The sequence below is a fragment of the Paenisporosarcina quisquiliarum genome, from assembly GCF_027563315.1.
Classification (GTDB): Bacteria; Bacillota; Bacilli; order Bacillales_A; family Planococcaceae; genus Paenisporosarcina; species Paenisporosarcina quisquiliarum.
Genome location: NZ_JAMKBJ010000009.1, coordinates 1 through 25,001 on the forward strand (window position 1 = coordinate 1; position 25,001 = coordinate 25,001).

The following is a 25,001-nucleotide window of genomic DNA, read 5'->3' on the forward strand; positions in this document are numbered from 1 at the left end:
GGGCGAACGGTTTAGTTGACGGGGTCTAGCCCCACGGGCAGATACGTTCTACCCTGGCTACTGATATAATAAAACTATATAAAAAATGGTCAACCAGAAATATCTGGCTGACCTTATAATACGAACGCAGCAGGTTAGTTCATTAATAGAAGGGGAGTTTTTAAGTTCCTTTGTCCAATGACATGAAATAAATTATGTACCTTAAAAATAGCTGCTCTAAGATGAGCAGCCAAAATGAAAAACCAAATTTATTAATTAACAATATTAGTTATGTACTTGAAGTTTGTTTCCATTCGGGTCATAAAAGTGAAAAAATTGGTGACCTTCATCTTCTTGAATGGATTCTACTTTTACATCTTGACTCACTAAATATTCGTAGAGTTCATTAATATTTGTAGTTGTGAAACCAACAGAAAACTCTGCTTGACCACCTTTTAGAAAGTGACCTCGAGAGTTCTTATCGGCTTCTACTAATACTAATAATGGGCCAGTTTCAAGCTCATAAACAGCTAAACCATCCCTCTTAAATCTTAATTTGAACTTCAGACAGTCTGAATACCATGACACTGATTCCCTGAGATCGACTACAGGAATTCTAAAATAGTGGATACCATTAAATAGAGAATTACTCATTTTGTACCTCCCTTAGAAAATTAACTACTTGTTTTTTTCTCTAATCTTATATAAGAACCTTTATTTTATTGAATATTTTTATTGCACTGTTACGTATCAAGCTTACGTGCGGAATATGAAGATTTGATCGATATCTTCGTGATTTCCCGGGTAAGTTAAAAACATTCGTAGAAATGGCCATCTTCCTTTACAGTAAAGGTAGTTTCTAAAAATTCGGAAAAGAGGGAGAACGATGCAATTCACTTTGATTCAGCAAAACGATACCCACGGATGCGTTGAAGCGCATAATGAACTTTTTTGGGGAACGGAGGGACCTTTTTTGGAAAAGGCTGGTGGATTTTCGAGAATCCGCCAGTATGTGAAGAAGCTTAAAAATGAAAAGGAAAATGTGCTGTTCTTCGATGGCGGGGATTTGTTCCACGGGACATTGCCGCTTGTGGCGAGTAAAGGAGACGCCATTGTGCCCATTCTCCAAAAGATGGAACTCGATGGTTTCGTACCCGGAAACTGGGATTACGCGTACGGCAAAAAAAGGCTGTGTGAGTTGACAGAAAAGCTCGGGTTTTCGGGGCTCGCCTGCAATGTGTATGATGGAGAGACCGGCGAAAACTTCTTCAAGCCCTATGCGCTCAAAAAGTTGAACGGAATCACAGTCGGCGTCATCGGGGTGACCTATCCTTATGTCGACATCACAATGCCACCAGATTTTTCAGAGGGATTGAATTTTACAAAAGGGGTGGAAGAAGTCAGGGAGTCCGTCAAAGCGCTGGAAGGTCAAGCCGATGTCATTGTGCTGTTAAGCCATATGGGCCTTCCGCTCGATGCCAAGCTGGTTTCTTTAGTGGACGGCATCGATATCGTCCTTTCGGGGCATAGCCATGACCGCGTGCAAAAGCCGATCGTCCAAAACGGCACTTATATTGTCCAGGCCGGTTCCAGCAGTTCTTTTTTAGGGCGCCTCGATGTGGAATTTGAAAACGGCGCCATCACGGATATCCGGTATGACCTGATTGTGATGGGGGAACAATTCGAAGAAGATGAAGAAATCAAGGCGCTAGTCGATGAATTATTGTCCGCTTATGAAAAGGAGAGGCTTGCTGTGGTTGGAGAAACCCAGACATTGCTTCACCGGATGACCTTGGAGGAAGCGCCGATGGACAAACTGATCACGGATGCGTATTTGTCAGCCTTTGAAAGCGACGCCGCCTTTTCCCATGGCTGGCGGTACGGACATCCCATCGTGCCTGGCCCTGTGACGCTTTTCGATCTGCATACGATCATTCCGACCAATCCTGAATTGTTCCTACTGGAATTGACGGGGGAAGAATTATGGAATGCTTTAGAGCATAATTTGGAGCAAGTGTATTCATCGGATCCTTTCGAACAAAAAGGCGGATATGTTCTCCGTTCGAGCGGTGTGAAAATGACATTCAAACCCTATAATCCGAAAAGTCATCGCATCCAGACTCTCCAAATTGCAGGCGAGCCCATCCAGCCAGAGAAAACATACCGGGTCGCGGCCGGGGGAAGCCAGTCCTTTAAAAAACATGAGGACAAGAAGCAGTATCGAAATATTCACGCAATCGATGTCATTCAATCGTTCCTGCAAGAAAATGGTCCTTATAAATCAAAGAAAAGTGCAGATATAGTTAGCGTATAGAACGAACTATTTTAAACTACATGGACCCTCAAAGGGAGTCGTTTATTCGACTCCTTTTGAGGGTCCAGCTTAATGAAATTCCTGACTTCTTCATATGTGTAGCGAAATAATGAATCAGAGAAATCTAGTTAAGTTCATTTGTTGGTATAACAGAGCGTGGAGCTGTTGCTTTATACCACTGGTAACAAATAATAATTATTAACGCAAGATCAATAATGTCTCCCCCATAGTACATCCACATCCCCCCTGCTTGCCGCTACGCTGCACTCGGCCTGTTAAAGCTATCCCAAAAGCTGTTGACCCGCAAAGGAAGAAAACTGAGAACAATAAAGTGGAGACCCGGAACAAAATGCCTCGACTCGAAACCAATTGGGATACTGGGAAGCCGATACAGTCATCGGCAAGTCGCATAAAAGCCAAATTCTGAAGTTAAATGAACGAACCAGTCAGTTCAAGCTAGGTGCGAAAACAGCCAGTCCAACCGCGCAGGCAATCATCCATGTGTTGAAGAGTCTGCCAAAAAAATAATGCTGAAGTCCATTACCGCTGACCAGGACAAGGAATTTCATCTATGGCGAGAAGTCGAAAGGACTCGAAGTTCATTTTTACTTCTCGAATTCCGGGAGTGCGGGGCCAGCTCGGAGCCAATGAGAGCATTAACCGCTGTATTCATCGAACCTATCCAAAATGATCATGGACTATCTCCTGTTATTCAATCAGGCACCCCGAAAATTTCTACAATACGCCCTTTGAGGTATTTATGAGTTTCTTACCGGCAACCTTTTAATATAGTAAGTGGGTTTCCGTACAAAAAATGCCCCTCCATCAATTGGAGGGGCATTTCCTTATTATCCGTGCAACAGGTTCAGAATTTCACCTTTATTCCGTTCAAAGCCGATGAAATGATGCGTCAGCTTCTTGCCGAACAAGCCCTTTTTATAGAAAGCGAACACCGGCACGATCTTGGCACCGGATATTTTCTTCATGTCCTCTTCAAGTGACGGGTCTGCACCGACGTCTTTGTGTTCGTACGGAAGGTCCTTCTCTGCAAGATATGCTTTGGCATCCTGGCAATCTGAACAAGTCGGGCGCGTATAGAGGACCAGTTCCATTTTAGCGTCCATCGTTCTTCACACTCCTTCTATATATTTAGCTTTTTCCACAAAGTACGTCCATTAAACCGTTGCGGGCTTGAAGTTTTTCAAGCGTAAGGCGTTGAGCAGCACCGAGACAGAACTGAAGCTCATCGCCGCAGCCGCGATCATCGGGTTCAACAACGGGCCGCCGAATAGATAAAGGAGGCCCATCGCAATCGGGATGCCGAGTACGTTATAGGCGAATGCCCAGAATAGGTTCTGTTTGATGTTCTTGATGGTCGATTTACTCAATTGAATTGCAGTCGGCACGTCCATCAGATCGCTGCGCATCAAGACGATGTCCGCGGATTCCATGGCGACATCCGTTCCTGAGCCGATTGCGATACCGATATCGGCTTGGGCGAGCGCCGGGGCGTCGTTGATGCCGTCTCCCGCCATCGCCACTTTATTGCCTTGCGACTGCAATTTCTTCACTTCGTTCGCTTTTTCTTCCGGCAGCACTTCGCTCAACACTTCATCGATGCCCACTTGCTTGGCGATAGCTGCGGCGGTCAATTTATTGTCGCCCGTCAGCATGACCACTTTGATGCCCATGTCTTGGAGCTTGCGGATGGCATGGACGCTCGATGGCTTCACGGTATCGGACACCGCGATGATTCCGGCAAACTCGCCATCCACTGAAACAAACATCGGCGTCTTCCCTTGATTCGCGATGCGGTCGGACGCTTCTGCAAAATTGCCCAGCACAATCCCGTAATCATCCATCAGTTTACGGTTGCCGAGCCGGATTTCTTTGCCGTCGATTAACACTTCGATGCCGTGGCCCGGTATCGCTTTGAAGCGCTCCACAGGTTTCAACTTCAGCTGTTGCTGCTCCGCGCTTTTGACAATCGCTTCGCCAAGCGGATGTTCCGAGCCTTTTTCAGCCGATGCAGCAAGGCTTAATAATTCTTCTTCAGACAAACCGTCTTTTGAAATCAGCACATCGGTCACGGTCAGTTTTCCTTCGGTGATCGTCCCAGTTTTATCGAAAACAATCGTATCGATGTCGTGTGTCGTCTCAAGTGCGCCGCCGCTTTTGATCAAGACGCCATGTTCCGCGCCTTTGCCGGTGCCGACCATGATGGCAGTCGGTGTCGCAAGCCCAAGCGCACATGGGCAAGCGATGACCAGGACGGAAATCGCAATCGTGAAGGCGAATAAGCCTGTCTGCCCGCCCATATACCAGGCCAAGCCGGAAAGGATGGAGATCGCGATGACGATCGGCACGAAATAGCCCGAGATGATGTCTGCCATTTTGGCGATCGGCGCTTTCGATCCTTGCGCGTCTTCTACTAATTTGATGATTTGCGCCAAGGCGGTGTCTTTGCCGACCTTGGTCGCTTCGTAGCGGATCGCGCCGTTTTTGTTGATGCTCGCCCCGATGACGCGGTCGCCGGTAGCTTTTTCGACAGGCATGCTTTCACCGGTCAGCATCGATTCATCGATTGCTGTCGCACCTTCCACAACCATACCGTCGACCGGCAATTTCTCGCCAGGCTTGACGATGACGATATCGCCCGTTTCCACAGCGTCGACAGAAATCTCCATTTCCACGCCGTCCCGGACGACAATCGCCGTCTTCGGTGCCATACCCATCAATTTTTTTATCGCTTCAGATGTTTTTCCTTTCGATAAAGCTTCAAAATATTTCCCTAAGGTAATCAAAGTCAAAATGACCGCTGAAGATTCGTAATACAGGTTCATCGTATATCCCGTATTGCCCATCAGGACGAAAACGGTCGCGATAACACTATACATGAATGCCGCACTGGTCCCAAGCGCAATCAGCGAATCCATATTCGGATGGCCTTTGGACAATGTCTTGAAGCCGACCGTGAAGAAGCTCTTGCCGAGAATCATCACTGGCGCCGCCAGACCCAGCTGCACCAGCACAAAATTCACTGGATTCAGCATCGGGTCGATCACTGCGGGCAGTGGCATGCCGATCATATGTCCCATCGAAATCAACAGCAGCGGAATCGTTAAAGCTCCTGACATCCAGAAGCGCCGCCACATCGAGTGGATATGCTGCTGTTTTTTCTCACGTTCCTGGTCGGCAGTTGACTCGCCGTCCACATCATCGACCGCTGCGTAGCCGGCATCCGCTACCGCGGCTTTGATTTCTTTTACCGTGACTTGCTGTGGTTCATAGCGAATGACCATTTTCTCGGTAGCCATATTGACGTTCGATTCAGCGACTCCGGCCAGCTTTCTCGTCGCTTTCTCGACTGATTGCACACAGGATGCACAGGTCATCCCTTCAATTGTGAAGGTTTTCGTTTCGGTCTCGGCGAGCGCTTTATAGCCGGCTTGTTCCACCGCGCTATAGATGTCTTCTATTGAAACCAATTGTTCATCAAAGCGGACTTTCAGTTTCTCGGTCGCGAGATTGACGCTCGCTTCTTCCACACCGGTTAATTTCCCGGCGGATTTCTCGATAGACTGTGCGCACGATGCGCATGTCATCCCTTCGATTGTCAGTAATTTCTCCATTGTGTTTCACCTCTTTTTATTTATGATCAGTGCGTACTGCACTTGCACTTGCACTGGCCCGGAACGCAATTGCATGCCACTTCATCGACCGCGTGTTTCTTTTTGCCGTCTAATACTTGTTGAATCAATTCAATATCCCTATGGCTCAACGGGGCATCCGCCAGCATGTCGGCAATCGTCTTGCCCGCCTGCTTGTGACAAATCTGCTCAAAAAGCCGATGCGCTGCCGTTCTCACGCTGTCCTCTTCGCTGATTGCAGCTGAATAAATATATTTATTGCCTTCCGATTCCGCGAGCAGAAAGCCTTTCTTCACTAGCCTCCCGATAAACGTCTTGGCCGTCGCCGGCTTCCATTCCTTTTTAGCCTCCAGCATATCGACGATATCTTTGCTCGTCGCATTTCCGAGCGTCCAAACGACGCGCATGATTTCACGCTCCGATGTGGTCATTTCCACTTTCTCTTTAATCGCCATTTCATTTCCCTCCATTTCGTTTACATTTGTAATCGATTGTTTTTAGTTTACAACTGTAATCGGTTTAAGTCAAACCATCCGCCTGCATCAACTAGCCACCCTAACGTTTTAACGAGTGCTTTAACACAATAACGGGATTAAATAAAAAAGCCCAATTATGCATTTTTTATACACTAATTTAGAATTTACATTCTTAAAAGATACTGCCGTTAACTACATTTTTTTAATTGCCAAATACAATTCAATTCACTCCACTTTTATCAACAATCTCTTTACTACGTTATCGATAATCTTAATGACAGTAAAAAAACCCTCTTTCATCGCTCATCTTATCTTCTGATAAGACCAAAGCTTTGAAAAAGGGTTTTATTTTATGCTAATGTATTTTTGCAATACGCGAGAATTTCTGCCTCTTCATCATCTTCTAATGCAAAATCCAAAACTTCATTCGAAGCTTTATCGGTAAAATGGTACTGCACGATGCGATGTGTATCTTCTTCTACGGCTAGAATAACACGCAATTCCAATCCGCCTTCTGTATATAACTCATCATCTTCATCAACTTCAACGGCAAGCAGAAACTCAAAACGATCTCCAACAATAATGCCCGTAGGGTCGTTCATTTTTTCAACCATGTGATTTGTAATTTCCATGTGGCATTCTCCTTTGTCAGTTCTTTGAACTCCATTCATTGTATACTGACCTGTAGCCACTAAACAACTCTATCGGTGCTCTTTCCTATTCTTCCCATACATTAAAGACCATTCCGAATGGATCGCGGACATAACAATCTCGTCCTTTTCCTTCCCAGCGAACAATTTCACAGCCATTTTCCATTAAGTGTTGCTTTGCTTCATTCAAATCTTTTACAACGAATTCCATGATTGGACCCAGATTTTCGTTTCCTTGCATTAGGAAGATGGAGTTGTGATTCGTTTGGAATTCTAATTCCTCCACTTCACTTTTTTCAGGCTCTTTTAAACCTAAAACATTTTCGTAAAAGTGTTTCGCTTTTTCTACGTCATTCACTTGGAACCCGATGTTCTTCGACATTCTGTAATTCATCCTAGCGCCTCCTGTTCATTTACCACCGATTAATTGTTGGATCACTTCATTCGTTAAGTTTGGCACGATGTTCAGTGAAAAGCTCTTTTCCATTCGTTCGTATTGTTTGTGTGCGTCATATCCGTAAGGTCCGATGTTAATGACTGGCACGTTGATGGCCCGAACGGCTTCGTAATCCACAAAATGTTTCGTTCCCCATCCTGGGTTATTCGATGAAACAGCCGAAATTCCTGCAGCATCATCACTCAATGCCACAAAACTCATGTCTGAAATGTACGGGAAGAAGTTTTTTGTCACGATTGGATGCGGATACTCAGGTTGTACAGTTTCGACCGCCACTTCCAGCGCATCAAGCAAGTTCTGTTCTTTGTCATTTTTACCAGTCACTTCGATTCGAGGTGAATAAAGGGATGAGTAGAACATAATGATAGCCGGATTTTTATCTGGCATCCATTTCCATGCTTCTTCGACGACACGGGCTGCGAACATGCGGGTATCCAGTTCCGTTTGCTGCAATAATTGTTCATTAAACGCATTCATATGTGTCTCGTATACTTCTCCATACTCTTTTTGCAATAAGGAATGCATGTCCTCATATGTCATCACACGTGGTTCCCAATGGATGTCATTCATCGGTTCCCCGCTTACTTTACTGAACGCCAAATAGTTTTCTTTGAACTCCGTTAATGCGGTGGTGAATGCCGTTTCCGCTTCTACTTTCAAGCGATCGAGCACTTCTTTCGGTGACCACGAGTGAATAAAGAAATTGAAGTACACATACGCAGAGAGTGCTGTTTGCACCGTGTACGTGGGTTTCAAATCCATCTGTTTCAATGAAACCGGAGGCACGGTTATTTCCCCGAAAGCTTCATTGCAAAGCGCTGGATTGTAACTGATTTGTCTTGTTAAATGCGCAGCAATGAAATTGGGATCGATGCCTTCAAAACAAGAGCCTACATGCGTTTCCGAACCTGTTATGAAGAACGATGGCAATAACTTTCCGACCGTTCCTTTGTAAATGTAACGATTCGGATCCCCTGTGTAGCGAGGTGATACAAAATCCGCATTGATTGCTGCTACATAATCAAATCCATGGACCTCACGAAGACGTTTTAATTCACTCAAGGCAGAGATAATGCCATGTGACCCATCTTCTTCATCACATTCAAATACCACCATTAAATTCCCTTCAAGCTCCTCAGGGTGTTCCGAATAATACTTCAACAAGTAAAGATGGCTTGCCACGCCTGATTTCATGTCCAGCATGCCTCTTCCAAACTCAAACTCTCCTGATTCGAGATGGCTTCGCACTTCTTCTGTTAAGTCTTCATGATGCAAGGCTTCCGCCAAAGCATCTGGGTCCAATGCCAGTTCTTTTAAATTAAAATCATCAATGCCTACTGTATCGATATGGCCCATCAACAGAACGGTTTTATTCGAAGGATTCTTTGTCCCTTTCACAAAAGCAATGACATTGTAGCGCTCCTGGTCATCGTTTTCCGTCTGCTGGTAGATGACATGATCCACTTGCTGCTGAAAATAAGGATATGACGAAATTAATGTATGTAACGCTTGGGATAGAACCTTCTCCCCGCCCTCATTCACGATACTTTCTATTCGAACCAACTGTTTTGTTAACGCCAGTACTTCTTCACGACAATCAAACATATGGGACACTCCTTTACATTAAATACTTAGATACCCGTAATATACCATATTCAGTCGACATGATGAACGCGGTTTGATTACAATGAAAGTAGTTAGGGGTGAGCGAGAAATGTCATGGAAACAGCAATTGATTGAAACTGAAAAAGGGATTTTCGAGGTTTTTACAAAAGGTTCTGGAGCCCCTCTTTTTGTCACACATCATTATTCGGTGTTTACTTCTGAAGGTGACTTATTTGCAGAAAGCTTTGTAGAGAGTCATCAAGTGTATTTAGTAAATTTACGAGGAGCCGGCTCATCAGTCGTTGCTTCTTCAGATGTAGAATTGAGCATGATAGATGCTGTGATGGATTTAGAGTCCATTCGAAAAAAATTAGGCTTTGAAAAGTGGACATTTGCTGGGCATTCAACTGGCGGAATGATTGGTTTGTTATACGGCATTCATTTTACGGAACGGTTAAATGCACTTCTTTTAGTAGGTACAGCAGGACGTTATTACGGCGAAGCAAAGTCGTGTATTTACAATCCCGCTCACCCTCAGTTCCAGTACATGCAAGATTTGATAGAGCAGTTGAAAGATTCAGGATTGGCAAAGGATAAACGATTAATGCTTTCAAAAGAACGAGCAAAATTATCTCTACATCTACCTGAACAATATGATGATTATTTTGCCAATACACCGAAAAAATCGATGTCTACTGATCGCATGAATATGTTTGCCAGAGAGTATGCAATCTATGACGTGACAAGAAGATTGGACAAAATCACTTGTCCGGTATGGATTGCTTGCGGAACTCATGACGTTCAATGTCCTATCGAGTTTTCAAAAGAAATTCATGAATTGATGAGTGGAAGTAAGTTCATACAGTTTCATGCCAGCAATCATTATCCCTTCCTGGAAGAGCAGGATCAATTCCAATATGAACTAGACGCTTTTTTCAAGGAGGTAACAACTTCATGCAACCATTCACAGCAGAAGTCGTTCGGATATTAAAGGAAATACCTGAAGGTTACGTCGTTACTTATGGACAAGTCGCACGTATGGCGGGGAGTCCACGTGCAGCAAGACAAGTGGTACGAATTTTACATACGATGAGTGAAAAACACGGCTTGCCTTGGCATCGTGTCGTCAATGCACGCGGGGAAATAGCCGTGCCCGATGAAGAATTAAAAGAGTTGCAGCGCATGTTGCTACAGGGAGAAGACGTTGAGTTCTTAAGTGATGGACGAGTGGACTTGAGTGTATTTGAGTAAACGTTAAACATATTTTAGGCTGGGGGAAATGAAATGAAAGTTCGGCTGACTAGCTTCAGTGAAGAATGGGCACTTATGTTTCAAAAAGAGGTTCATATTTTAAGTGGAATTTTTGGAGATGAAATCATTCGATTTGAACATTTCGGCAGTACATCAGTTCATGGTTTAAAAGCAAAACCCGTCATTGATATGATGGGAATCGTAAAAGACATCCAAAAAATCGATTTCTTTAACGAGCAAATGGAATCACTCGGATACGACGTGGTTGGAGAATACGGCATTGAAGGAAGAAGATTCTTCCGAAAAGGTGGGGAAAACAGAACACATCACATTCATATCTATCAACACGATAACCCACAAATAGCGCGCCACCTAATTTTCCGCGACTACTTGCGTACGCATCCAGAAGAAGCAACGAAATATAGTCGCTTTAAAGAAGAGCTGGCTAATCAGTATGAGAACACTCGTGAATATAGTGCAGCAAAAAAAGAATTTGTAACTGAAATGGAACAGAACGCACTGCAGTGGTTTGAGGATAAGGAGAAAAATTCATCTTAATAATGTCTTAAAATGCTGCCAAAAAAGAGTTGAAATCCATATTGATTTCAACTCTTTTTTCTATTCTAATTGGCAGAAGAAGGAAATATTTGAAGGCCGTCGAAGTATTAAAGGAATTTGTATGTTAATAGAGATTAAAGGAGGATAAAATATGACCCAAGTTTGTGTGATTGGAATTTATGTACCTGATATTCAGAAGGCAATTGATTTTTATACTACAGTCTTAGGTTTTGAAGTAAATAAACAATATGGACCCAAAATTGTAACTCTCCTTCACGGAGAATTACCAATCGTTTTAGAGGAATCGGAAAAATCATCATTCAATGCAAATAGCAATCCTTCAGGAGTGGTTTTAGCTTTAAAGACTGAAGACATTAACCATACAGTTAACGTTTTAAAAGAACATAAAGTTGATTTCATTGTTGATGAGCCAACACAATGCCCTCCAGGAAGATTTATTAGCTTCCGGGATCCATTCGGGAATGTCTTAGAATATCTGCAATTTGATATATAGTTTTAGAATTTATTGAACCCTCTCCGCATTCCATAAGAAAAGGGCTGCTTCCGCAGCCCTAAATGGTCCATTTATAATTAATTAAATTCCCCTTTATTGAACCTTTGCATAAAATCATCAAAATCTTTACTGTTTGTTTCAAATCCATATATTCGATGGAACAAAACATGTATTTCTTTATCTAAGCAAACACCAAGTCCATATATATTATGCAATCTAATAAGCGCATTAGTTATTTTTGTAAGTTCATTCTTAGAATACATACCTACCTGTCCTCTAATTTCTAAACTATTAATCTCTAGAGCCTCATATAGAATTTTGTGAAAAGGATATAAATGATGAACAACTATATTATTTCCACCAGTTAAGATACATTTATTATTACCATTTATTATACTTTCTCTTTTCCAAGATTCTATTTCATTTCTGAAATGTGCAGATATTTTAGTGATTCCGCCTTTCCACCCCGGATGAAGTTCTCCCCTTACAGCAGATTTTATTTCTTTTAAGCAAGCCTTGCATGGGATACGATTTCGATCAATTAAATGATCTAATCTTACATGTTGCACTCCGATTTCAGGATGTATATTGCATATATATTTAAAACTCTGCTTTAATTCCTTATAAGGTTCATTCGTTACTAATTTAGCATTCGCTTCATTAAAAATTTCAATTAAATCATTTTCATTATATTGTTTTCTTACTGCGTCTGTTGAACATTCTCTACATCCTGTCCCATTCAGAAAATGATCTATGCGAATTTTTTTTATTCCTGAGGACTTATGTTTAAGACAAATATAATTGAGTTTTGTTTTCTTATTTCTAATAACTTGATCAGGTAAAAGGATATATTCTCTGTCCTCAAATAGTTTTCTAAAGTTTTCGTATACAGTCTCGAAATCCGAGTTTTTATGCAGAGAATTATTACTAAAAATTTTTCCTTTATTTGCTTTACTAATCTTTTCATATTTACAAAAAAAACAAGCATTTTTGTATCTATTAAATGTTCTCCAAGTTGTAAACTGAACCCCTTTTTCTTTGTGTATTTTGCAAATATATAGCAATCTAGAATTGTTATTAGAGTATTCTTTCGCATTTAATAAATAATGCCCGTATTTATCAAATTCACTCTCAATTTTTAGTCTCATGACTTGTGGGTCTTCTCCACTTCTTCTTTTACAATTTGAACAAAAACTTAGACTTATTGATTTCTTTCTTTGTTTATAAAATCTCCATTGGAGAGTAAATTGATTATTACAATTTACACTATCACAAGTAAATGTAACGACTTGCGTGCTACCTTCATGCAAATCCAATATATCAACCTCAAATAATTCTCCTTGTTTTGTCCATTTATACCCCTTAGATTCATACCATGCTCTAGTGTTATTCCTCCAAAAAACATTTACTTTTTGTGGATAGTTTAACAACCTCACACCTTCAATCTAATAAATGTATTTAATAATAATAATTTTACTATCCCGCCTTTTTAATGACAATAAATCCAGATGAATCAGCCTAAAAACTATTTATCATTATCTTTTATAATCAAACAATAAACAGAAAAAAAGACTGCCTTTGCAGTCTTAAACATTTAAAAATATTTTTTTCTGTAAGGCTATTTAAGTAGATAAAAGATGAATTACCTTAGATTTGGTATAGATTTTTTATCTTGAAGTTTATCCTCTGGCCGCCAGCCATTCTGTAAGTCGCTGATTGATAAGTCGAATGTATATTCTAAATGGGGGTAGTCTTTGAAGCCAGGCCAGTCAGCTCCTGATAAAAATCCGAGATCCTTTCCAATGCGTATCACTTCAAACCAATCAGCTTCCCCGTTGCCATTCGAATCTCGTTGCAGATCGTAACTGATGGTACCGTCATTGTTTTTCAAGACGAAGTCGATGGCGAGTCCATAGTTATGGTAGCTCTCACCACCACGAGCGTATGTAACGATGTCACCTTCGTACGTTCTTCCTTTTTCGTATAGAACATCTTGGGATTCAACGGACCGGAAGCTATCAGTGATGATAATTGATATACCGATTTCTTCCGCTTTATCAATTAATTGATTGCTCTTTTCTCCCACAATCGGATGTAAGCCTTCAGGTAAAGGACGTTCCTGAAGTTCTTCTCTAAATTCAAGCTCATTGTGGACCCAAACAAAGAAGAATCCGCCGATAACGAGCCACAATACAATATTCAATACGGTCCATAATCGTTTCATACGAACTTCTCCTTTCCCCACACTGCTTTTCATCTTACGTAAATTCTCCAGCGCTTTCAATGATTCAAACTGATCAATGGGTAATTGAATAAAAAAGTCGCTCCCGCAAAGGAACGACTCTTTCATTATTAAGCTGTCACGTCTCGTTTTGTAAACGACCAATAGCTGATCACTAGGAATAAGACAACATATACAGTCAACACGGCAGCTGATAATGGCCAAGTAATGCCCGGAATGAACATATTGCCCGTTAGGTACCCTGTCAAATCAGTATGAGTAAACATGATGTACTTTGTAAATTCGTAATTTCTTAGGAAATAGACAATATTCGGACCCATGAACATTAGAAAAATCGATAATCCGATGGCAAGTGAACTTGTACGGAAAACACTTCCGATCATAAACGCGAATGTCGTGAATACCACGATTCCCATTAATTGCAAACCATATAAAGCTAAAACTCGACTCCAATAAGATATTTCCACTACTTCACCACCGCGAACTTCCAGTAATGCACCAGTTCCTGCGGCATCAAAGAATATATATCCAGCAATCACATTCGCAATAAGGGCAATAATCGTTAATGCTAATGCATAGAGCAATGATGTGACGTATTTTGACGTCAAAATTTTCCACCGTTTCACCGGTCTGCTCAATAACATTTTGATTGTTCCTTGAGAAAATTCGGATGCCACAATACTCGCTGCCGCAATGACTGCAAACATAAGTACCAAGGCCAGTAATTGATAGGAATCCATCAAGTTTTGTTCACGATCACTAAATTCAAAAGGCGCTACATTTTCAGTTAAACGGTATTCTGTAATCGTCAGTTCCTCTTCAAGCTGTTTTTTGGTATCGTCACTAATGTTTGGGTTTGCAAGTTCAGCTGTTAAATATGCTTTCCTTTCAGCTGCGTTTTCTTTCCAAGTGGGTTGGTCTGGCGGTTGAACCGTATGATCATCCGCCCACTTTGAAATGCCTGTAATTCCAATTAAAATGATGACTAATAGTCCTGCCATAATCCATGTGGCTTTTTTATGCCACAGTTTCATCCATTCATTTCTTATGAGATTCAGCAATTTGGCCACCTCCAGTCATTTCGAGGAATTGATCTTCTAATGTTTTGCGGAACGGTTGCACTGCGAACACTTGAAGATTTGCTGATACCATCGCCTCTATGATGGCTGGAATTTGATTTTGTTCCACTTTAGCAATGAACCCTGTACCACTCGCTTCAATGAATAAACCTTGCGCTATCAATAGCTCACTAGCCTTCTCAGCTGGTTGCGCCTCGATATAATAATGCGCTTCTTCTACTTGGTTCATTTCACGTATATTAATGAGTTGACCATTTTGAATGATGGCAATCCTGTCACACATCAATTCAATTTCGGATAGCAAGTGACTCGATACGAATACGGACACACCATCTTCAACAGCGATTTTACGTAAGTATGTACGGAATTCACGTATACCGGCAGGATCCAAACCATTCGTTGGCTCATCCAAAATCAAAAATTTCGGACGATGCAACAATGCTTGTGCAAGGCCCAGACGCTGACGCATACCTAGTGAATAAGTAGAAACTTTTTCATGAATACGATTTTGCATGCCCACTTGTTCGACGACTTCTGTGATGCGTTCTTTCGAGATGCTTTTGTTCATACGTGCAAAATGAACTAAGTTTTTCCACCCCGACATGTATTTGTACATTTCAGGGTTTTCTACGATAACCCCGACCTTGCTCATTGTTTCTTCAAAGTGGTCACTCAGTGATTGACCTTCCACCACTACTTCTCCACCTGTTGGCTTCATCAATCCTGCCATCATACGTATGGTCGTTGTTTTACCAGCACCATTGGGTCCTAGAAACCCGGTAATTTGACCGGGGAATAATTGCAGATTCAAGTTATCAATAATCTTCTTTTTACCTATTGTTTTTGATAAGTTCTTTAATTCAACAATCGGTTGTTGTTCCACTCTTTTCACCTTCCTTAAAACGAGACGTCATTCACCTACTTACTAAGACGAAGTAACCAGATAAATGTTCATGTTAACTAATACGAAATACACTAGCGTAAGTTTCATTTTATTTCATCACTAGGATTTATTTGGAAAAGTTTTTGAATTAAACTAAGGAAAAGGAGTGGGTTCAAATGGGGTTAGGATTATTTCCCGGGAAATATTGTTTACATATGGAGTATCCAGTTGGAGTCGTTCGTTATTCGAAAAATATAGATGAATTATTCAAGTCTGCCAGTGTCATCAAGCTCCCCATTTTTATCTACGGCATGCATTATGCAAAAGATTTAAATGAAGAGATGGAAGTCTCCCCAGAACACATCGTGGATGGATCAGGCATACTGCAAACCATTGTTACACAACCAAGAACTTTTTCAGTTCGAGACTTGCTTGTACTTATGATGGTCGTTTCAGATAATACCGCAACCAACCTTTTGATAAAGCGTTACGGGATGAATCGATTGAATTCCTATATTCAACATCTTGGCATGACGAAAACGGTATTGGGTCGCGAAATGCGGGACCTTGTTGCCATCTCAGAAGGTCGTGACAATTTCACTTGTGGACGAGATATGGTCGCTTGCTTGCGACATATGGTGAGTTTACCCGTTTTTCGCGATATGCTTCAAATCCTGGAGAAACAGCAGTTTCAAAACAAAGTTCCTGCTGGAGTCAAAAGTGACCAGTTTGTCTTCTTCAATAAAACAGGCGAACTGGATGAAGTAGATCATGATGTCGGGTTATTTATGTATAAAGGCCAAGTCGGATTATTTGTCGGACTGACTGAAGGAAGTAACTCTTCAGGGAAAGATTTGCTGCACGAATTCGGACATATGTTGGAAGACTTGTAATGTAAAAGAGTGAATTCTACTTACGGTTGCATTTGTAAAGAAGGATAATCGTTACTGGATGAAGAATACATAAATTACCAATTAAAATAGGGGTAATTACTTGATAACAAGCATAAGCTGTTGCACTTGCATTAATTGCGAATGGAATGTGGAAAATACGACTTTAATACAGAATGAGGTGTACGGACAATTAGAAGAATTATAATTGGGTTATTAGTAATTTCATTATTTTTTATTTCTGTTCTCATCTACAATCATCAGCAACAACCAACGATCGATGATGTCTTTGAAACTACAAAGAAATGGTCTCCGGCAACGGAGGAGGTTTATCTACTCAGAAAAATTGATGGAGAATGGTTAACGATTTTTAGAAACCAGCATTCCGTACTTGTAGGGGAATTAAAACAGAATTGGTTTGGATTATGGCAAATCCGAGATGAGATGGGCGGAGAAAGTTCGTTAGCTTCAACTTACTATCCTCCTGTAGAGGATGATGATATTACTTGGGGTGCACATGGCGCGACAGAAAAAGAAATCGTGTATTATTTCGGACAAATAATAAATCCACAGATACAACAAATCACAGTTTTTGATGAGGATGTGCCCATAATTACTTCACATGGAAATCGATTTTTCTTTAAAAAGGTAAAAGGTGAGTCTTTATTGCAATTGCCTAGAAACATTAAAGCGTTTTCTAAATCAGGAGAGTTAATCTATTCAACTCTGCCAGATACCCCCTAAAAGCAATGACCCGTAAATTAGATGCAAATTATGAAACAAAAGGCTTTGTTAAAGGAAAAGCTTGATTATAAACCGTTAATGAATGTGGAGAATAGTTTTCCATATATAACGTATTAATGTAATAAAAAAGTAATGCAAAAAATTGAGATGATGCACATTAGTATTACTACACGACATAAATATGGAGGTATAGTTTTGTGGATCATATTTGGGGTTATTGCAATAGTAATAACTTTTATAAATATTTATATGTATATAGCAGGAAAGGATTATAAGCTTGCTATGGCGCTAGGATTATCTTTTACAGCCTTAACACTTTGTTCAGAATACAGTCTTGTATCTGGATGGGTAAAGGGAGAAGATTGGTCAGCTTTATTAGATGTAGTACCCGGTATGGAAAGGGCATTATGGTTTTTGACAATTGTTTCTATCTTACTAAATATAACACCTATACTTTTAGAACTAAAAAGTAAGAAATAATTACTTATTGTCACTTCATTTATATAACATGTAATTATTATGTAAGTCTTTATGTATAACTAACAGGTACTTTAGTGAAAAAGACAGAATAAATGAGCTTGGAATTGCTTTTCCAGGCTCATTTTTCTATACAATATCAAACATTAGCTTTAACAAAGCCAAACAAAAATAAAAAGAGGTACCCAATTGTATAGCTGGGTGCCTCTTTTAGTTGTATACGGATAGACTTTTCAATATTGAACGTTACCCGTCCGCTCTTTTATTTTTTCGGTAGCATAAGATCATCTATATTATTGTCAGTTGGTCCAAACCAGGATTTCATTTTCTCGTATGCTAGTTTTTTCGTTGGTTCATCGATATGAGAAATTACTTGATACAAAGCATATGCAATTACGCTTGCATCATCTGCTAATCCGACGACTGGAATGAAATCCGGAAGAATGTCTGCCGGAAAAATTAGGTAGCCAAGTGCTCCTGCAATCGTAAGCTTTGCAGATGTCGGTACGGCTGGGTTTTGAGCAGTGAAATAAAGCAACAAGCTTGTGTATACTGTTTTTTCTCCTGCTTTTTTACCATACTTCACAATTTTATTCCAAAATTTTTCTTCATCATAATGCTCATGTGAGCTCTCGATTTGCTCTTGTGGATCGACTTTTTTTAGTAAGTTTTCTTGAATATCTTGCTTGTTCATTTTCTCACTCCTTTTTATTATTATGTCGGTTCGAAAGCCAGTTTTCAATGATACTATAGGATGTTTTCAACGACTAATTGCAAAATGAGTAAAGCGGTGACGACACGTAATATGGGTTTGACGTATTGAGGTTTTAATTTTTCCGCAATACGCACTCCTAGTTGAGCACCCGTTATGGAACCCGCCATCAAAGCAAGGGTCAACGGCCATATAATGGCACCAGATGAAATATAGCTGATTGCTGCCCCAAAACAACTTGAAAAAGTAGCCAACCTAACTAATCCTACAGATTTTACATACGCAATGTTCAAATAGCTGAACAAATAAAGCATCAGCGTGCCTTGTCCGGGACCAAAGAGTCCATCATAAATACCAATCCCAAATAAACCCGGTCCACTCACCTTACTCAGTTTCAATGGTTCTTCGCCAGTGAAATTACCTTTGCCAATAAAGGATGTGACAAACGCAAACCCGAGGAGAACAATCGCCAATACATACAAATTGCTCGCTGAGAGCTGGGAAGCAATATATCCTCCGGTCAACCCTCCACCCAAACTGATTGGAATCAGCCACAGGGAGTCTTTCAACGTGATTTGTTTGCGTTTATACAATGTAAAGAAACTGGAGAATGAACTTACCGTGTTGGATACTTTATTTGCCCCAATGGCTGAATGAATCGGCATTCCAAGCAGTAACATGGTAGGCAAACTGATGAGTCCACCTCCCCCTGCCAGTGTACCGATTGTTGTAGCTGTAACTCCTATAAAATACAGTAGAAAATAATCCATCCTGATCACCTGTCTTTCTTATTAACTTTATTGTACTTCGCGTCTCGAAATAAGAAAATGACGATGATATAATAGAGTACAATAAGAAAAACTTATGACAAGGGGAATATTCGGATGTTTACTGGAACTAAAATTCGTTTAACTGCCATGAGAAAAGAAGATTTACCAACTTATCGACAATGGAACAGTTTGGAATCATTTGGACGTTATTATAACGCATCTCCTATTCGTGAAGAATCAGAAAAAAATGCTGAACAATTAATGGAGCATTCTGATCGTAGTTTTCGCTTTGCCGTCCGACCAATTGATTCAGAGGAATTTCTAGGTGTTTGTGCCATCGAAGATATTTTATGGCCGCATCGCGTAGGCTGGCTGTCCATTGCTCTTGGACCTCAATTTCACGGCAAAGGATATGGCACAGAAGCTATGCAATTGTTAATGAAATATGGTTTCAATGAACTAAACCTTCATCGTTTACAACTGACGGTCTTCGGCTATAACAATGGTGCCATCAAACTTTATGAATCTCTCGGTTTCAAGCACGAAGGAACATTCCGAGAGTTTTTGCAACGCGACGGAAAGCGTCAAGACATGCACTTATATGGGCTGCTCGTTTCTGAAATGAAGTAAGTTAAAAAGCAATTTAAAAAAGAAGCTGGTCCTCACTTTGAGGACAGCCTCTTTTATTGTACTTTTGATTTAGTAAAACGTTGATATAAGTTTCGGATGATGCCACTCACGCTTAGGATAAACAAAATGATCAACGTAATTTGAATGACCATGATCATCCAATCAGGAAATGACAGGATACCCGCTCCAATTAAATGATTCAGACTCATGAAAATCAGAACTAGTGCTACGAGTGAAGCGACCATTATGCCAAAAAGCGCAAGTAATTGGACAAAAGATAATCGCTTTATATGTTTTCGCAAACGCACGATTTGCAAGAGGATTACCAGGATGAACAATATAGAGGATAGTTCCGCAGACCCTATGTAGATGGAATTGACGATGTAGAAAACTAAAATAATGCTGATAATGATGCTTTGGTATTTATCGATAATTGCTAGCATGTTTGTATCGCTCCTTTATAAGTACTACGCAAAACCTCACGAAAAGTTTCAATTTAGGCGAAATAAGAGAAATGAGGAATATGATGCTGACTCTATATATTACACGACATGGTCAAACAGAATGGAATGTTCAATCCCGAATGCAAGGATGGGCAGACTCCCCGTTAACTGCTACCGGAATGGCTGCCGCTTCTCAGTTAGGTGAGCGACTTAAAGATGTTCCGCTTGATGCTGTGTATAGCAGCACGAGTGGACGTACCATCCATACCGCACAACTCATTATTGGGGAACGGGATATACCTCTTATTCAAAAAGAAAATCTACGTGAAATCAATGTCGGCGAATGGCAAGGCATGCTGTCTTCTGATATTGAACGGGATTATGCAGAGCAAGTCAAAACGTACTATGAACGTCCTAGTGAATACCAATCGGCTTCTGGTGAAAGTTTTCATATGTTGAAAGAACGTGTGCTGCGCGCAGTAGAAGAAATTGCAACCGCACATCCTGACGGTCACGTGTTGATTGTCACGCACGGGGTCGTTAAGAAGTGCCTAATCAATCACTTCAGTGTGGCCGATTTGGATTTATTGTGGGAACCCCCATTCATTCATGGAACGAGCTTGACCATGCTAGAAATTGATACGGATCGACGTGAACTGACCATGATTGGTGATATGTCGCATGCGGAAGAAGCGAAAGGACCTGTAAAAGTTCAATAATGGGAGTAATTATGGAGAAAATATTACAAGAAATCGTTCATTTAATTAACAATATAGATAAAAAAATAATCATCGGGATTTCAGGTCATGGGGCTTCAGGAAAGACAACGTTTGCGAATAACCTGGGGAAACTTCTTGGAGATAATAATGTAAATACTATAAATACAGATCCATATATTATTGGGTCTACTATTCGGAAGTACACCTTTTTAGATTATGAATATAAGAATGAAAATCATCATTATAAAATGACGGCATGTCATCCAGATGCTCATAATTTATCAGCTCTTGAGAGAGACATCCATATGATAAGAGATGGTTTAGATTTTTATTCATTAGGTCTGAATCATATGAGTAGCACGGTACTTTCTTCACAAAACAAAGTGAATATTGTTGAAGGTATGAGTGTGGCATTTATAAATCCAAACTTATTCGATTTGAAAATTTACTTATATACTGATGGTGATACCGAGTTAAGTAGAAGAGGGATACGAGATGTTACTGAAAGAGGAACAAATATTAATTCCTTAATCCAGTCTCATGAAGAGCGTAGAATTCAATATGATTTATTTATGCATCCTACCCATACAAATTTCGATATTGTTATAAAAAACTCAAATGAAGAGTTTACCTTGATGAAAAAAGAGCTACCAAATTTTTAAAAAGTTGATTGGCTGCAGATGCAGCCTTTTTTCTAGATAATTGACTATGTTAAAGTTATTGGTTGATATTGTATAGAAAAATGAGCCTAGAAAAGCATTTCTAAGCTCATTTTTTCATGTCTTTTTCACTAAAGCAGCCGTTAGTTGAATACCAATTAACGATAATTAACTTTCACTTAATCCATTCACAACATTTTGTATTTTACTATCTATTTCACTATTGAGTTTTTCTTCTTCATAAACATAAAACAGCAACACATTTTTAACCTCATACACTTTATATGAGACCGTATCCATACTTGCTGTTTTTTCACGCCAATCTTCCAAACCCTCTTCTCGTTCTTTATTTGAATCATAGATATAAACTAATAACATTTTTCCATCTAATTCATAAGCAGAAGGTCTAACCCCATTAAGTTTCATTCCAAAAATATTGTCGTCCTTATTAACTTTGCTTTTTATTAGTGACAATTGCTGTTCTTCAAATGAAGATAGCACATCTTCCAGTGTACTTGCACTTGGGTCATTTGCTTGGCAAGCCGTTAATAAGAAGAACAGTGATATAAAAATGAAAGCTAATTTTTTCAAACAATCTCCTCCTTGAATTATTAGACGTGAAGACAATTTATATGTTACAAATCATTCCTTGTTCAACTAAACTGCTCCGTTAGTTTAAGTGAACACTTTCACATTATTACATATATTTTAACATAAATATCCAGTAAGAAATTATAGGGAAATCCATTCTCCACATTCATTATCGATTAATAATCAACCTTTTCCTTTAACAGAGCCAATTAGTTCTATGCTCATAGCCACTCCGACGAATTTAATAACCAAACAAAAAGCATTACCGGAGTTCCAGCAATGCCTTCTTACATATTCACTTTCCTTCTTCCATGTATTCCTTAATTTTTCGTTCTTCCCAATCCGCGCCGAATTTGCCATAAGCCAGAGTGGAAATACCATGTACAGTTAAACCTATTCCCCAACCAGCAAGTGGATAGAAAAACCATAGATTATCTGGATCCGAAATGATGTTAATGGTAAATAACATGATGTTCACTAAAACGTAAACCATTAAATGAATGTAGAATGCCTTTAGATTTTCGACTCTTTTCTTCGCCCTTACATACTTTTCATTGGTCTCCATGTGTCACTCCCCTTAAAATCACAGTTCTTGACTATATTATGCTCTTCTTTCATCGTTAATCATAAATTGCTTATATCTTATTCAATACAGTAACAATGCTTTCTTGTAGAGGAAGCATTTTCGTTTTTCCGATGCTTTTGATGTAAAAACTCTTTAAAAACGACTTCGTATTGGCTAATAAAAACATGTAATTCTCAAAATTCATCTGTTCTTTTTGTTCTTTTAGTTTCAATGGGAGACGATCAATGATTGATTTCACTGCTTCCACAGGCAGTCCATGCTCGATCATGGCCTGCAGAGGGGTAATCAATCGCTCGTCTTCATCGTGAATGTAAACACTGGCAGAACTGAACATCTTTCTGCATAACGCCTCCAAAATTTCCTGATAGAGTTCCGACGGGCATTTTTTGTTCACTACTAATTCATCTATCGCGTCTGCTACATGGGCTACACTGTGCGCCCATCCTTTATCCGGGACATATCCTCTTAAATCATTCTCTTCGTTCAGGTAATTAATCAATGCATCTTTTACCTTCAGAATCGTACGCTGTGGAAGAAAATCATCTTGGTTATCTCGATATAAAATAAGAGCAATTAACAGTGAGGTAAATGTTCTCGTAAAAACGGTATCGGTTCCATTTTCACCGATTCCCTTATATAAAAATGAATTGCTTAAACTTAATTCTAATAGCTCAATTAACTTTTCGTGATTCAGTATATTAATTAATCGAAAGAATGAACTATAGATTAATTTGTCTCTTAGTTCTGGATCTGTAGAGCCGATATGTTCCATCATGGCCTCGATAATATGCGATTCGCTCTTATCATCCCAAGGCATTTCACCATTCAGGTATTCTTTTAATATTTGTTTGAGTTCAATGTCTTTGATTGGTGCTTCAATTGATTGTGTCCGCATGTTTTTATCCCTTCAAGGAAATTTTTATACGTTACTTGCTACTTTCGAGAGTTTTACTTTCCAAATCATATGATCAGACCCTGCTCCCCAAAAATCACTCATTAAATATGCAGGAGATCCATATTTCTTTTGCCAAATCTTTTGTGCCGTTTTATAGCCACTGTCCAAACAAAACTCTTCTGTTCCCTTATTTTGCAAAGCACGATACATTTCACTCAACAACAAGTTCCCTATCCCATTGTTTTGGTATTGAGGATGGACAAAGACTGTACCAATCTCAGTTAAATTTTCATAAGCATTATCCGTGCACTTGCAAATAAGTTCATTTGCCGGACCATAAGCAATTGAACCAACGATTTGATTGCCATCCAAAGCAATCAAGAAATATCTGTCTTCACCACCACTATCTAAATCAGCTGCAAGAAATTGTTTCTTGGTTTCAATTTCTTCTTTCATCTCATTCACCAAGTGCCCAATACCTTCTTTGTTAAATGTATCCATAATCATGAGTTTGAAAAAATGATCTAATTCTTGAATGTCTCCATAATTCGGCCTTCTAATTTCCACATTCAGCACGAAAAAACTCCTCTCTCATTTATTTTTCAAAACAAAAACTTCCCTGATAAAGGCACCAATTGCGCCAGATAAAAAAATAATCGCAATCAAATTTACGACTTTGACCACTGTAGATGGCGTGTAAATGACCTGTACACTTTGGCCAATGACAAATAGGCCATAGACCAAGCACATAGTTAGTAGAAATTTTGGTGTAGCTTTTTTTCGATTCTTCATCATTTGTCCCCTTTAATAACCGTCATTTGTAAATTCTATACAAATACAGGATATTCCTTCTCCCTTGACGATTAACACTCAAAAGTTAGCATCATTTAGCAGTGCTTTGTTGTCGTTAATATTGAACAGAACAAATAACTTACCTGAAATTACGTTTACGTTTTAAATTAGAGTCTAGACGATAGTAGAAATGTTTTTCTCCGTGCTTGTTTTCATGGAATCAAGAAAAGTGCATGGTGCGGAAACTTTTAACGAGACTTGAGCATTGGTGTTTTTCAGACGTCATTGGCGTTTTTTCAGACGTGATGCCTCTTTTTTCAGACGTCGTCTCCATTTTTTCAGACGTGAATCGCTAAAAGTCAGACTGAGCGTCCGCTCACCCGATAAAACAATAGATTTCGGGTGCTGATCGCTTTGCTTCGTAGCCTTTGCTGT

General features: G+C 39.9%; 30 protein-coding genes. 11 read left to right on the plus strand and 19 right to left on the minus strand.

All coding sequences use genetic code 11. The annotated features are described in order from the left end of the window. Positions 1 to 264: 264 nt before the first annotated feature. Positions 265 to 633: a VOC family protein gene (locus tag M9R32_RS10990; protein ID WP_269926773.1), complete on the minus strand. Its 369-nt coding sequence runs from the start codon at positions 631 to 633 to the stop codon at positions 265 to 267. A gap of 232 nt (positions 634 to 865) precedes the next feature. Here M9R32_RS10990 and M9R32_RS10995 point away from each other — a divergent pair, with 232 nt between their 5' ends. Next, the gene (locus M9R32_RS10995) at positions 866 to 2,293 is read left to right on the plus strand and encodes a bifunctional metallophosphatase/5'-nucleotidase (protein WP_269926774.1); all 1,428 of its coding nucleotides are present in this window, start codon (positions 866 to 868) and stop codon (positions 2,291 to 2,293) included. An 848-nt stretch (positions 2,294 to 3,141) separates the two neighbouring features. Here M9R32_RS10995 and M9R32_RS11005 read toward each other — a convergent pair. From M9R32_RS11005 to M9R32_RS11030, 6 genes are all read right to left on the minus strand, one after another. Next, positions 3,142 to 3,417, minus strand: a complete 276-nt coding sequence (locus M9R32_RS11005) for a glutaredoxin family protein (RefSeq protein ID WP_269926775.1) — start codon at positions 3,415 to 3,417, stop codon at positions 3,142 to 3,144. Between the two features lie 51 nt (positions 3,418 to 3,468). Beyond that, positions 3,469 to 5,925: a heavy metal translocating P-type ATPase gene (locus tag M9R32_RS11010; protein WP_269926776.1), complete on the minus strand. Its 2,457-nt coding sequence runs from the start codon at positions 5,923 to 5,925 to the stop codon at positions 3,469 to 3,471. A gap of 26 nt (positions 5,926 to 5,951) precedes the next feature. Beyond that, positions 5,952 to 6,398, minus strand: coding sequence for a CopY/TcrY family copper transport repressor (locus M9R32_RS11015; RefSeq protein WP_269926777.1), 447 nt, complete (start codon positions 6,396 to 6,398; stop codon positions 5,952 to 5,954). A 371-nt stretch (positions 6,399 to 6,769) separates the two neighbouring features. Beyond that, positions 6,770 to 7,051, minus strand: coding sequence for a DUF6509 family protein (locus tag M9R32_RS11020; protein WP_269926778.1), 282 nt, complete (start codon positions 7,049 to 7,051; stop codon positions 6,770 to 6,772). Between the two features lie 85 nt (positions 7,052 to 7,136). After that, a complete protein-coding gene (locus tag M9R32_RS11025; protein WP_269926779.1) occupies positions 7,137 to 7,463 on the minus strand; it encodes a VOC family protein in 327 nt (108 codons plus the stop codon). Positions 7,464 to 7,478: 15 nt separating this feature from the next. Further along, positions 7,479 to 9,131, minus strand: coding sequence for a M20/M25/M40 family metallo-hydrolase (locus M9R32_RS11030; protein ID WP_269926780.1), 1,653 nt, complete (start codon positions 9,129 to 9,131; stop codon positions 7,479 to 7,481). A gap of 109 nt (positions 9,132 to 9,240) precedes the next feature. Between M9R32_RS11030 and M9R32_RS11035 the strand changes: the two genes are divergently transcribed. From M9R32_RS11035 to M9R32_RS11050, 4 genes are all read left to right on the plus strand, one after another. Further along, a complete protein-coding gene (locus M9R32_RS11035; RefSeq protein ID WP_269926781.1) occupies positions 9,241 to 10,122 on the plus strand; it encodes an alpha/beta fold hydrolase in 882 nt (293 codons plus the stop codon). Continuing rightward, on the plus strand, positions 10,086 to 10,382 hold the full coding sequence (locus M9R32_RS11040) for an MGMT family protein (RefSeq protein ID WP_269926782.1): 297 nt from the start codon (positions 10,086 to 10,088) through the stop codon (positions 10,380 to 10,382). The genes M9R32_RS11035 and M9R32_RS11040 overlap by 37 nt, the downstream gene beginning before the upstream one ends. Positions 10,383 to 10,415: 33 nt before the next feature. Then, a complete protein-coding gene (locus tag M9R32_RS11045; protein ID WP_269926783.1) occupies positions 10,416 to 10,940 on the plus strand; it encodes a GrpB family protein in 525 nt (174 codons plus the stop codon). A 151-nt stretch (positions 10,941 to 11,091) separates the two neighbouring features. Further along, complete coding sequence (locus tag M9R32_RS11050) at positions 11,092 to 11,454, plus strand: VOC family protein (RefSeq protein ID WP_269926784.1); 363 nt, start codon at positions 11,092 to 11,094, stop codon at positions 11,452 to 11,454. Between the two features lie 77 nt (positions 11,455 to 11,531). Here M9R32_RS11050 and M9R32_RS11055 read toward each other — a convergent pair whose 3' ends face one another. The 4 genes from M9R32_RS11055 to M9R32_RS11070 form a co-directional block, all read right to left on the minus strand. Beyond that, entirely contained in the window at positions 11,532 to 12,884 is a 1,353-nt protein-coding gene (locus tag M9R32_RS11055) for a hypothetical protein (protein WP_269926785.1), read from the minus strand. A gap of 212 nt (positions 12,885 to 13,096) precedes the next feature. After that, a complete protein-coding gene (locus M9R32_RS11060; protein WP_269926786.1) occupies positions 13,097 to 13,678 on the minus strand; it encodes a M15 family metallopeptidase in 582 nt (193 codons plus the stop codon). 128 nt (positions 13,679 to 13,806) lie between these two features. Then, positions 13,807 to 14,757 carry an ABC transporter permease gene (locus tag M9R32_RS11065; RefSeq protein ID WP_269926787.1) on the minus strand — a complete coding sequence of 317 codons (951 nt, stop codon included), beginning with the start codon at positions 14,755 to 14,757 and terminating at the stop codon, positions 13,807 to 13,809. Further along, positions 14,735 to 15,658: an ABC transporter ATP-binding protein gene (locus M9R32_RS11070; protein ID WP_269926788.1), complete on the minus strand. Its 924-nt coding sequence runs from the start codon at positions 15,656 to 15,658 to the stop codon at positions 14,735 to 14,737. The genes M9R32_RS11065 and M9R32_RS11070 overlap by 23 nt, the downstream gene beginning before the upstream one ends. A 176-nt stretch (positions 15,659 to 15,834) precedes the next feature. Between M9R32_RS11070 and M9R32_RS11075 the strand changes: the two genes are divergently transcribed. The 3 genes from M9R32_RS11075 (at position 15,835) to M9R32_RS11085 (ending at position 17,772) form a co-directional block, all read left to right on the plus strand. Beyond that, the gene (locus M9R32_RS11075) at positions 15,835 to 16,551 is read left to right on the plus strand and encodes a serine hydrolase (RefSeq protein WP_269926789.1); all 717 of its coding nucleotides are present in this window, start codon (positions 15,835 to 15,837) and stop codon (positions 16,549 to 16,551) included. Between the two features lie 441 nt (positions 16,552 to 16,992). Next, the gene (locus M9R32_RS11080) at positions 16,993 to 17,292 is read left to right on the plus strand and encodes a hypothetical protein (RefSeq protein ID WP_269926790.1); all 300 of its coding nucleotides are present in this window, start codon (positions 16,993 to 16,995) and stop codon (positions 17,290 to 17,292) included. A 195-nt stretch (positions 17,293 to 17,487) separates the two neighbouring features. Further along, on the plus strand, positions 17,488 to 17,772 hold the full coding sequence (locus tag M9R32_RS11085) for a hypothetical protein (RefSeq protein ID WP_269926791.1): 285 nt from the start codon (positions 17,488 to 17,490) through the stop codon (positions 17,770 to 17,772). A gap of 259 nt (positions 17,773 to 18,031) precedes the next feature. Here M9R32_RS11085 and M9R32_RS11090 read toward each other — a convergent pair whose 3' ends face one another. Both M9R32_RS11090 and M9R32_RS11095 read right to left on the minus strand, forming a co-directional pair. Beyond that, positions 18,032 to 18,463 carry a YkvA family protein gene (locus M9R32_RS11090; RefSeq protein WP_269926792.1) on the minus strand — a complete coding sequence of 144 codons (432 nt, stop codon included), beginning with the start codon at positions 18,461 to 18,463 and terminating at the stop codon, positions 18,032 to 18,034. A gap of 53 nt (positions 18,464 to 18,516) precedes the next feature. Next, a complete protein-coding gene (locus M9R32_RS11095) occupies positions 18,517 to 19,251 on the minus strand; it encodes a sulfite exporter TauE/SafE family protein (RefSeq protein ID WP_269926793.1) in 735 nt (244 codons plus the stop codon). A 114-nt stretch (positions 19,252 to 19,365) separates the two neighbouring features. Between M9R32_RS11095 and M9R32_RS11100 the strand changes: the two genes are divergently transcribed. Next, the gene (locus M9R32_RS11100; protein ID WP_269926794.1) at positions 19,366 to 19,881 is read left to right on the plus strand and encodes a GNAT family N-acetyltransferase; all 516 of its coding nucleotides are present in this window, start codon (positions 19,366 to 19,368) and stop codon (positions 19,879 to 19,881) included. 53 nt (positions 19,882 to 19,934) lie between these two features. Here the strand turns inward: M9R32_RS11100 and M9R32_RS11105 are convergent, their stop codons facing one another. Beyond that, positions 19,935 to 20,324 carry a hypothetical protein gene (locus M9R32_RS11105; RefSeq protein ID WP_269926795.1) on the minus strand — a complete coding sequence of 130 codons (390 nt, stop codon included), beginning with the start codon at positions 20,322 to 20,324 and terminating at the stop codon, positions 19,935 to 19,937. Between the two features lie 83 nt (positions 20,325 to 20,407). Here M9R32_RS11105 and M9R32_RS11110 point away from each other — a divergent pair, with 83 nt between their 5' ends. Both M9R32_RS11110 and M9R32_RS11115 read left to right on the plus strand, forming a co-directional pair. After that, entirely contained in the window at positions 20,408 to 21,043 is a 636-nt protein-coding gene (locus tag M9R32_RS11110) for a histidine phosphatase family protein (RefSeq protein WP_269926796.1), read from the plus strand. Between the two features lie 11 nt (positions 21,044 to 21,054). Next, entirely contained in the window at positions 21,055 to 21,705 is a 651-nt protein-coding gene (locus M9R32_RS11115; protein ID WP_269926797.1) for a uridine kinase family protein, read from the plus strand. A 165-nt stretch (positions 21,706 to 21,870) separates the two neighbouring features. On the opposite strand, the gene M9R32_RS11120 is transcribed toward M9R32_RS11115, so the two are convergent. From M9R32_RS11120 to M9R32_RS11140, 5 genes are all read right to left on the minus strand, one after another. Continuing rightward, positions 21,871 to 22,293, minus strand: coding sequence for a hypothetical protein (locus M9R32_RS11120; RefSeq protein WP_269926798.1), 423 nt, complete (start codon positions 22,291 to 22,293; stop codon positions 21,871 to 21,873). 295 nt (positions 22,294 to 22,588) lie between these two features. Further along, complete coding sequence (locus M9R32_RS11125; protein WP_269926799.1) at positions 22,589 to 22,858, minus strand: 2TM domain-containing protein; 270 nt, start codon at positions 22,856 to 22,858, stop codon at positions 22,589 to 22,591. A gap of 70 nt (positions 22,859 to 22,928) precedes the next feature. After that, the gene (locus M9R32_RS11130; protein ID WP_269926800.1) at positions 22,929 to 23,774 is read right to left on the minus strand and encodes a DUF2785 domain-containing protein; all 846 of its coding nucleotides are present in this window, start codon (positions 23,772 to 23,774) and stop codon (positions 22,929 to 22,931) included. A 24-nt stretch (positions 23,775 to 23,798) separates the two neighbouring features. Then, positions 23,799 to 24,350, minus strand: coding sequence for a GNAT family N-acetyltransferase (locus tag M9R32_RS11135; RefSeq protein WP_269926801.1), 552 nt, complete (start codon positions 24,348 to 24,350; stop codon positions 23,799 to 23,801). Between the two features lie 15 nt (positions 24,351 to 24,365). After that, positions 24,366 to 24,566, minus strand: coding sequence for a hypothetical protein (locus M9R32_RS11140; RefSeq protein ID WP_269926802.1), 201 nt, complete (start codon positions 24,564 to 24,566; stop codon positions 24,366 to 24,368). Positions 24,567 to 25,001 lie beyond the last annotated feature (435 nt).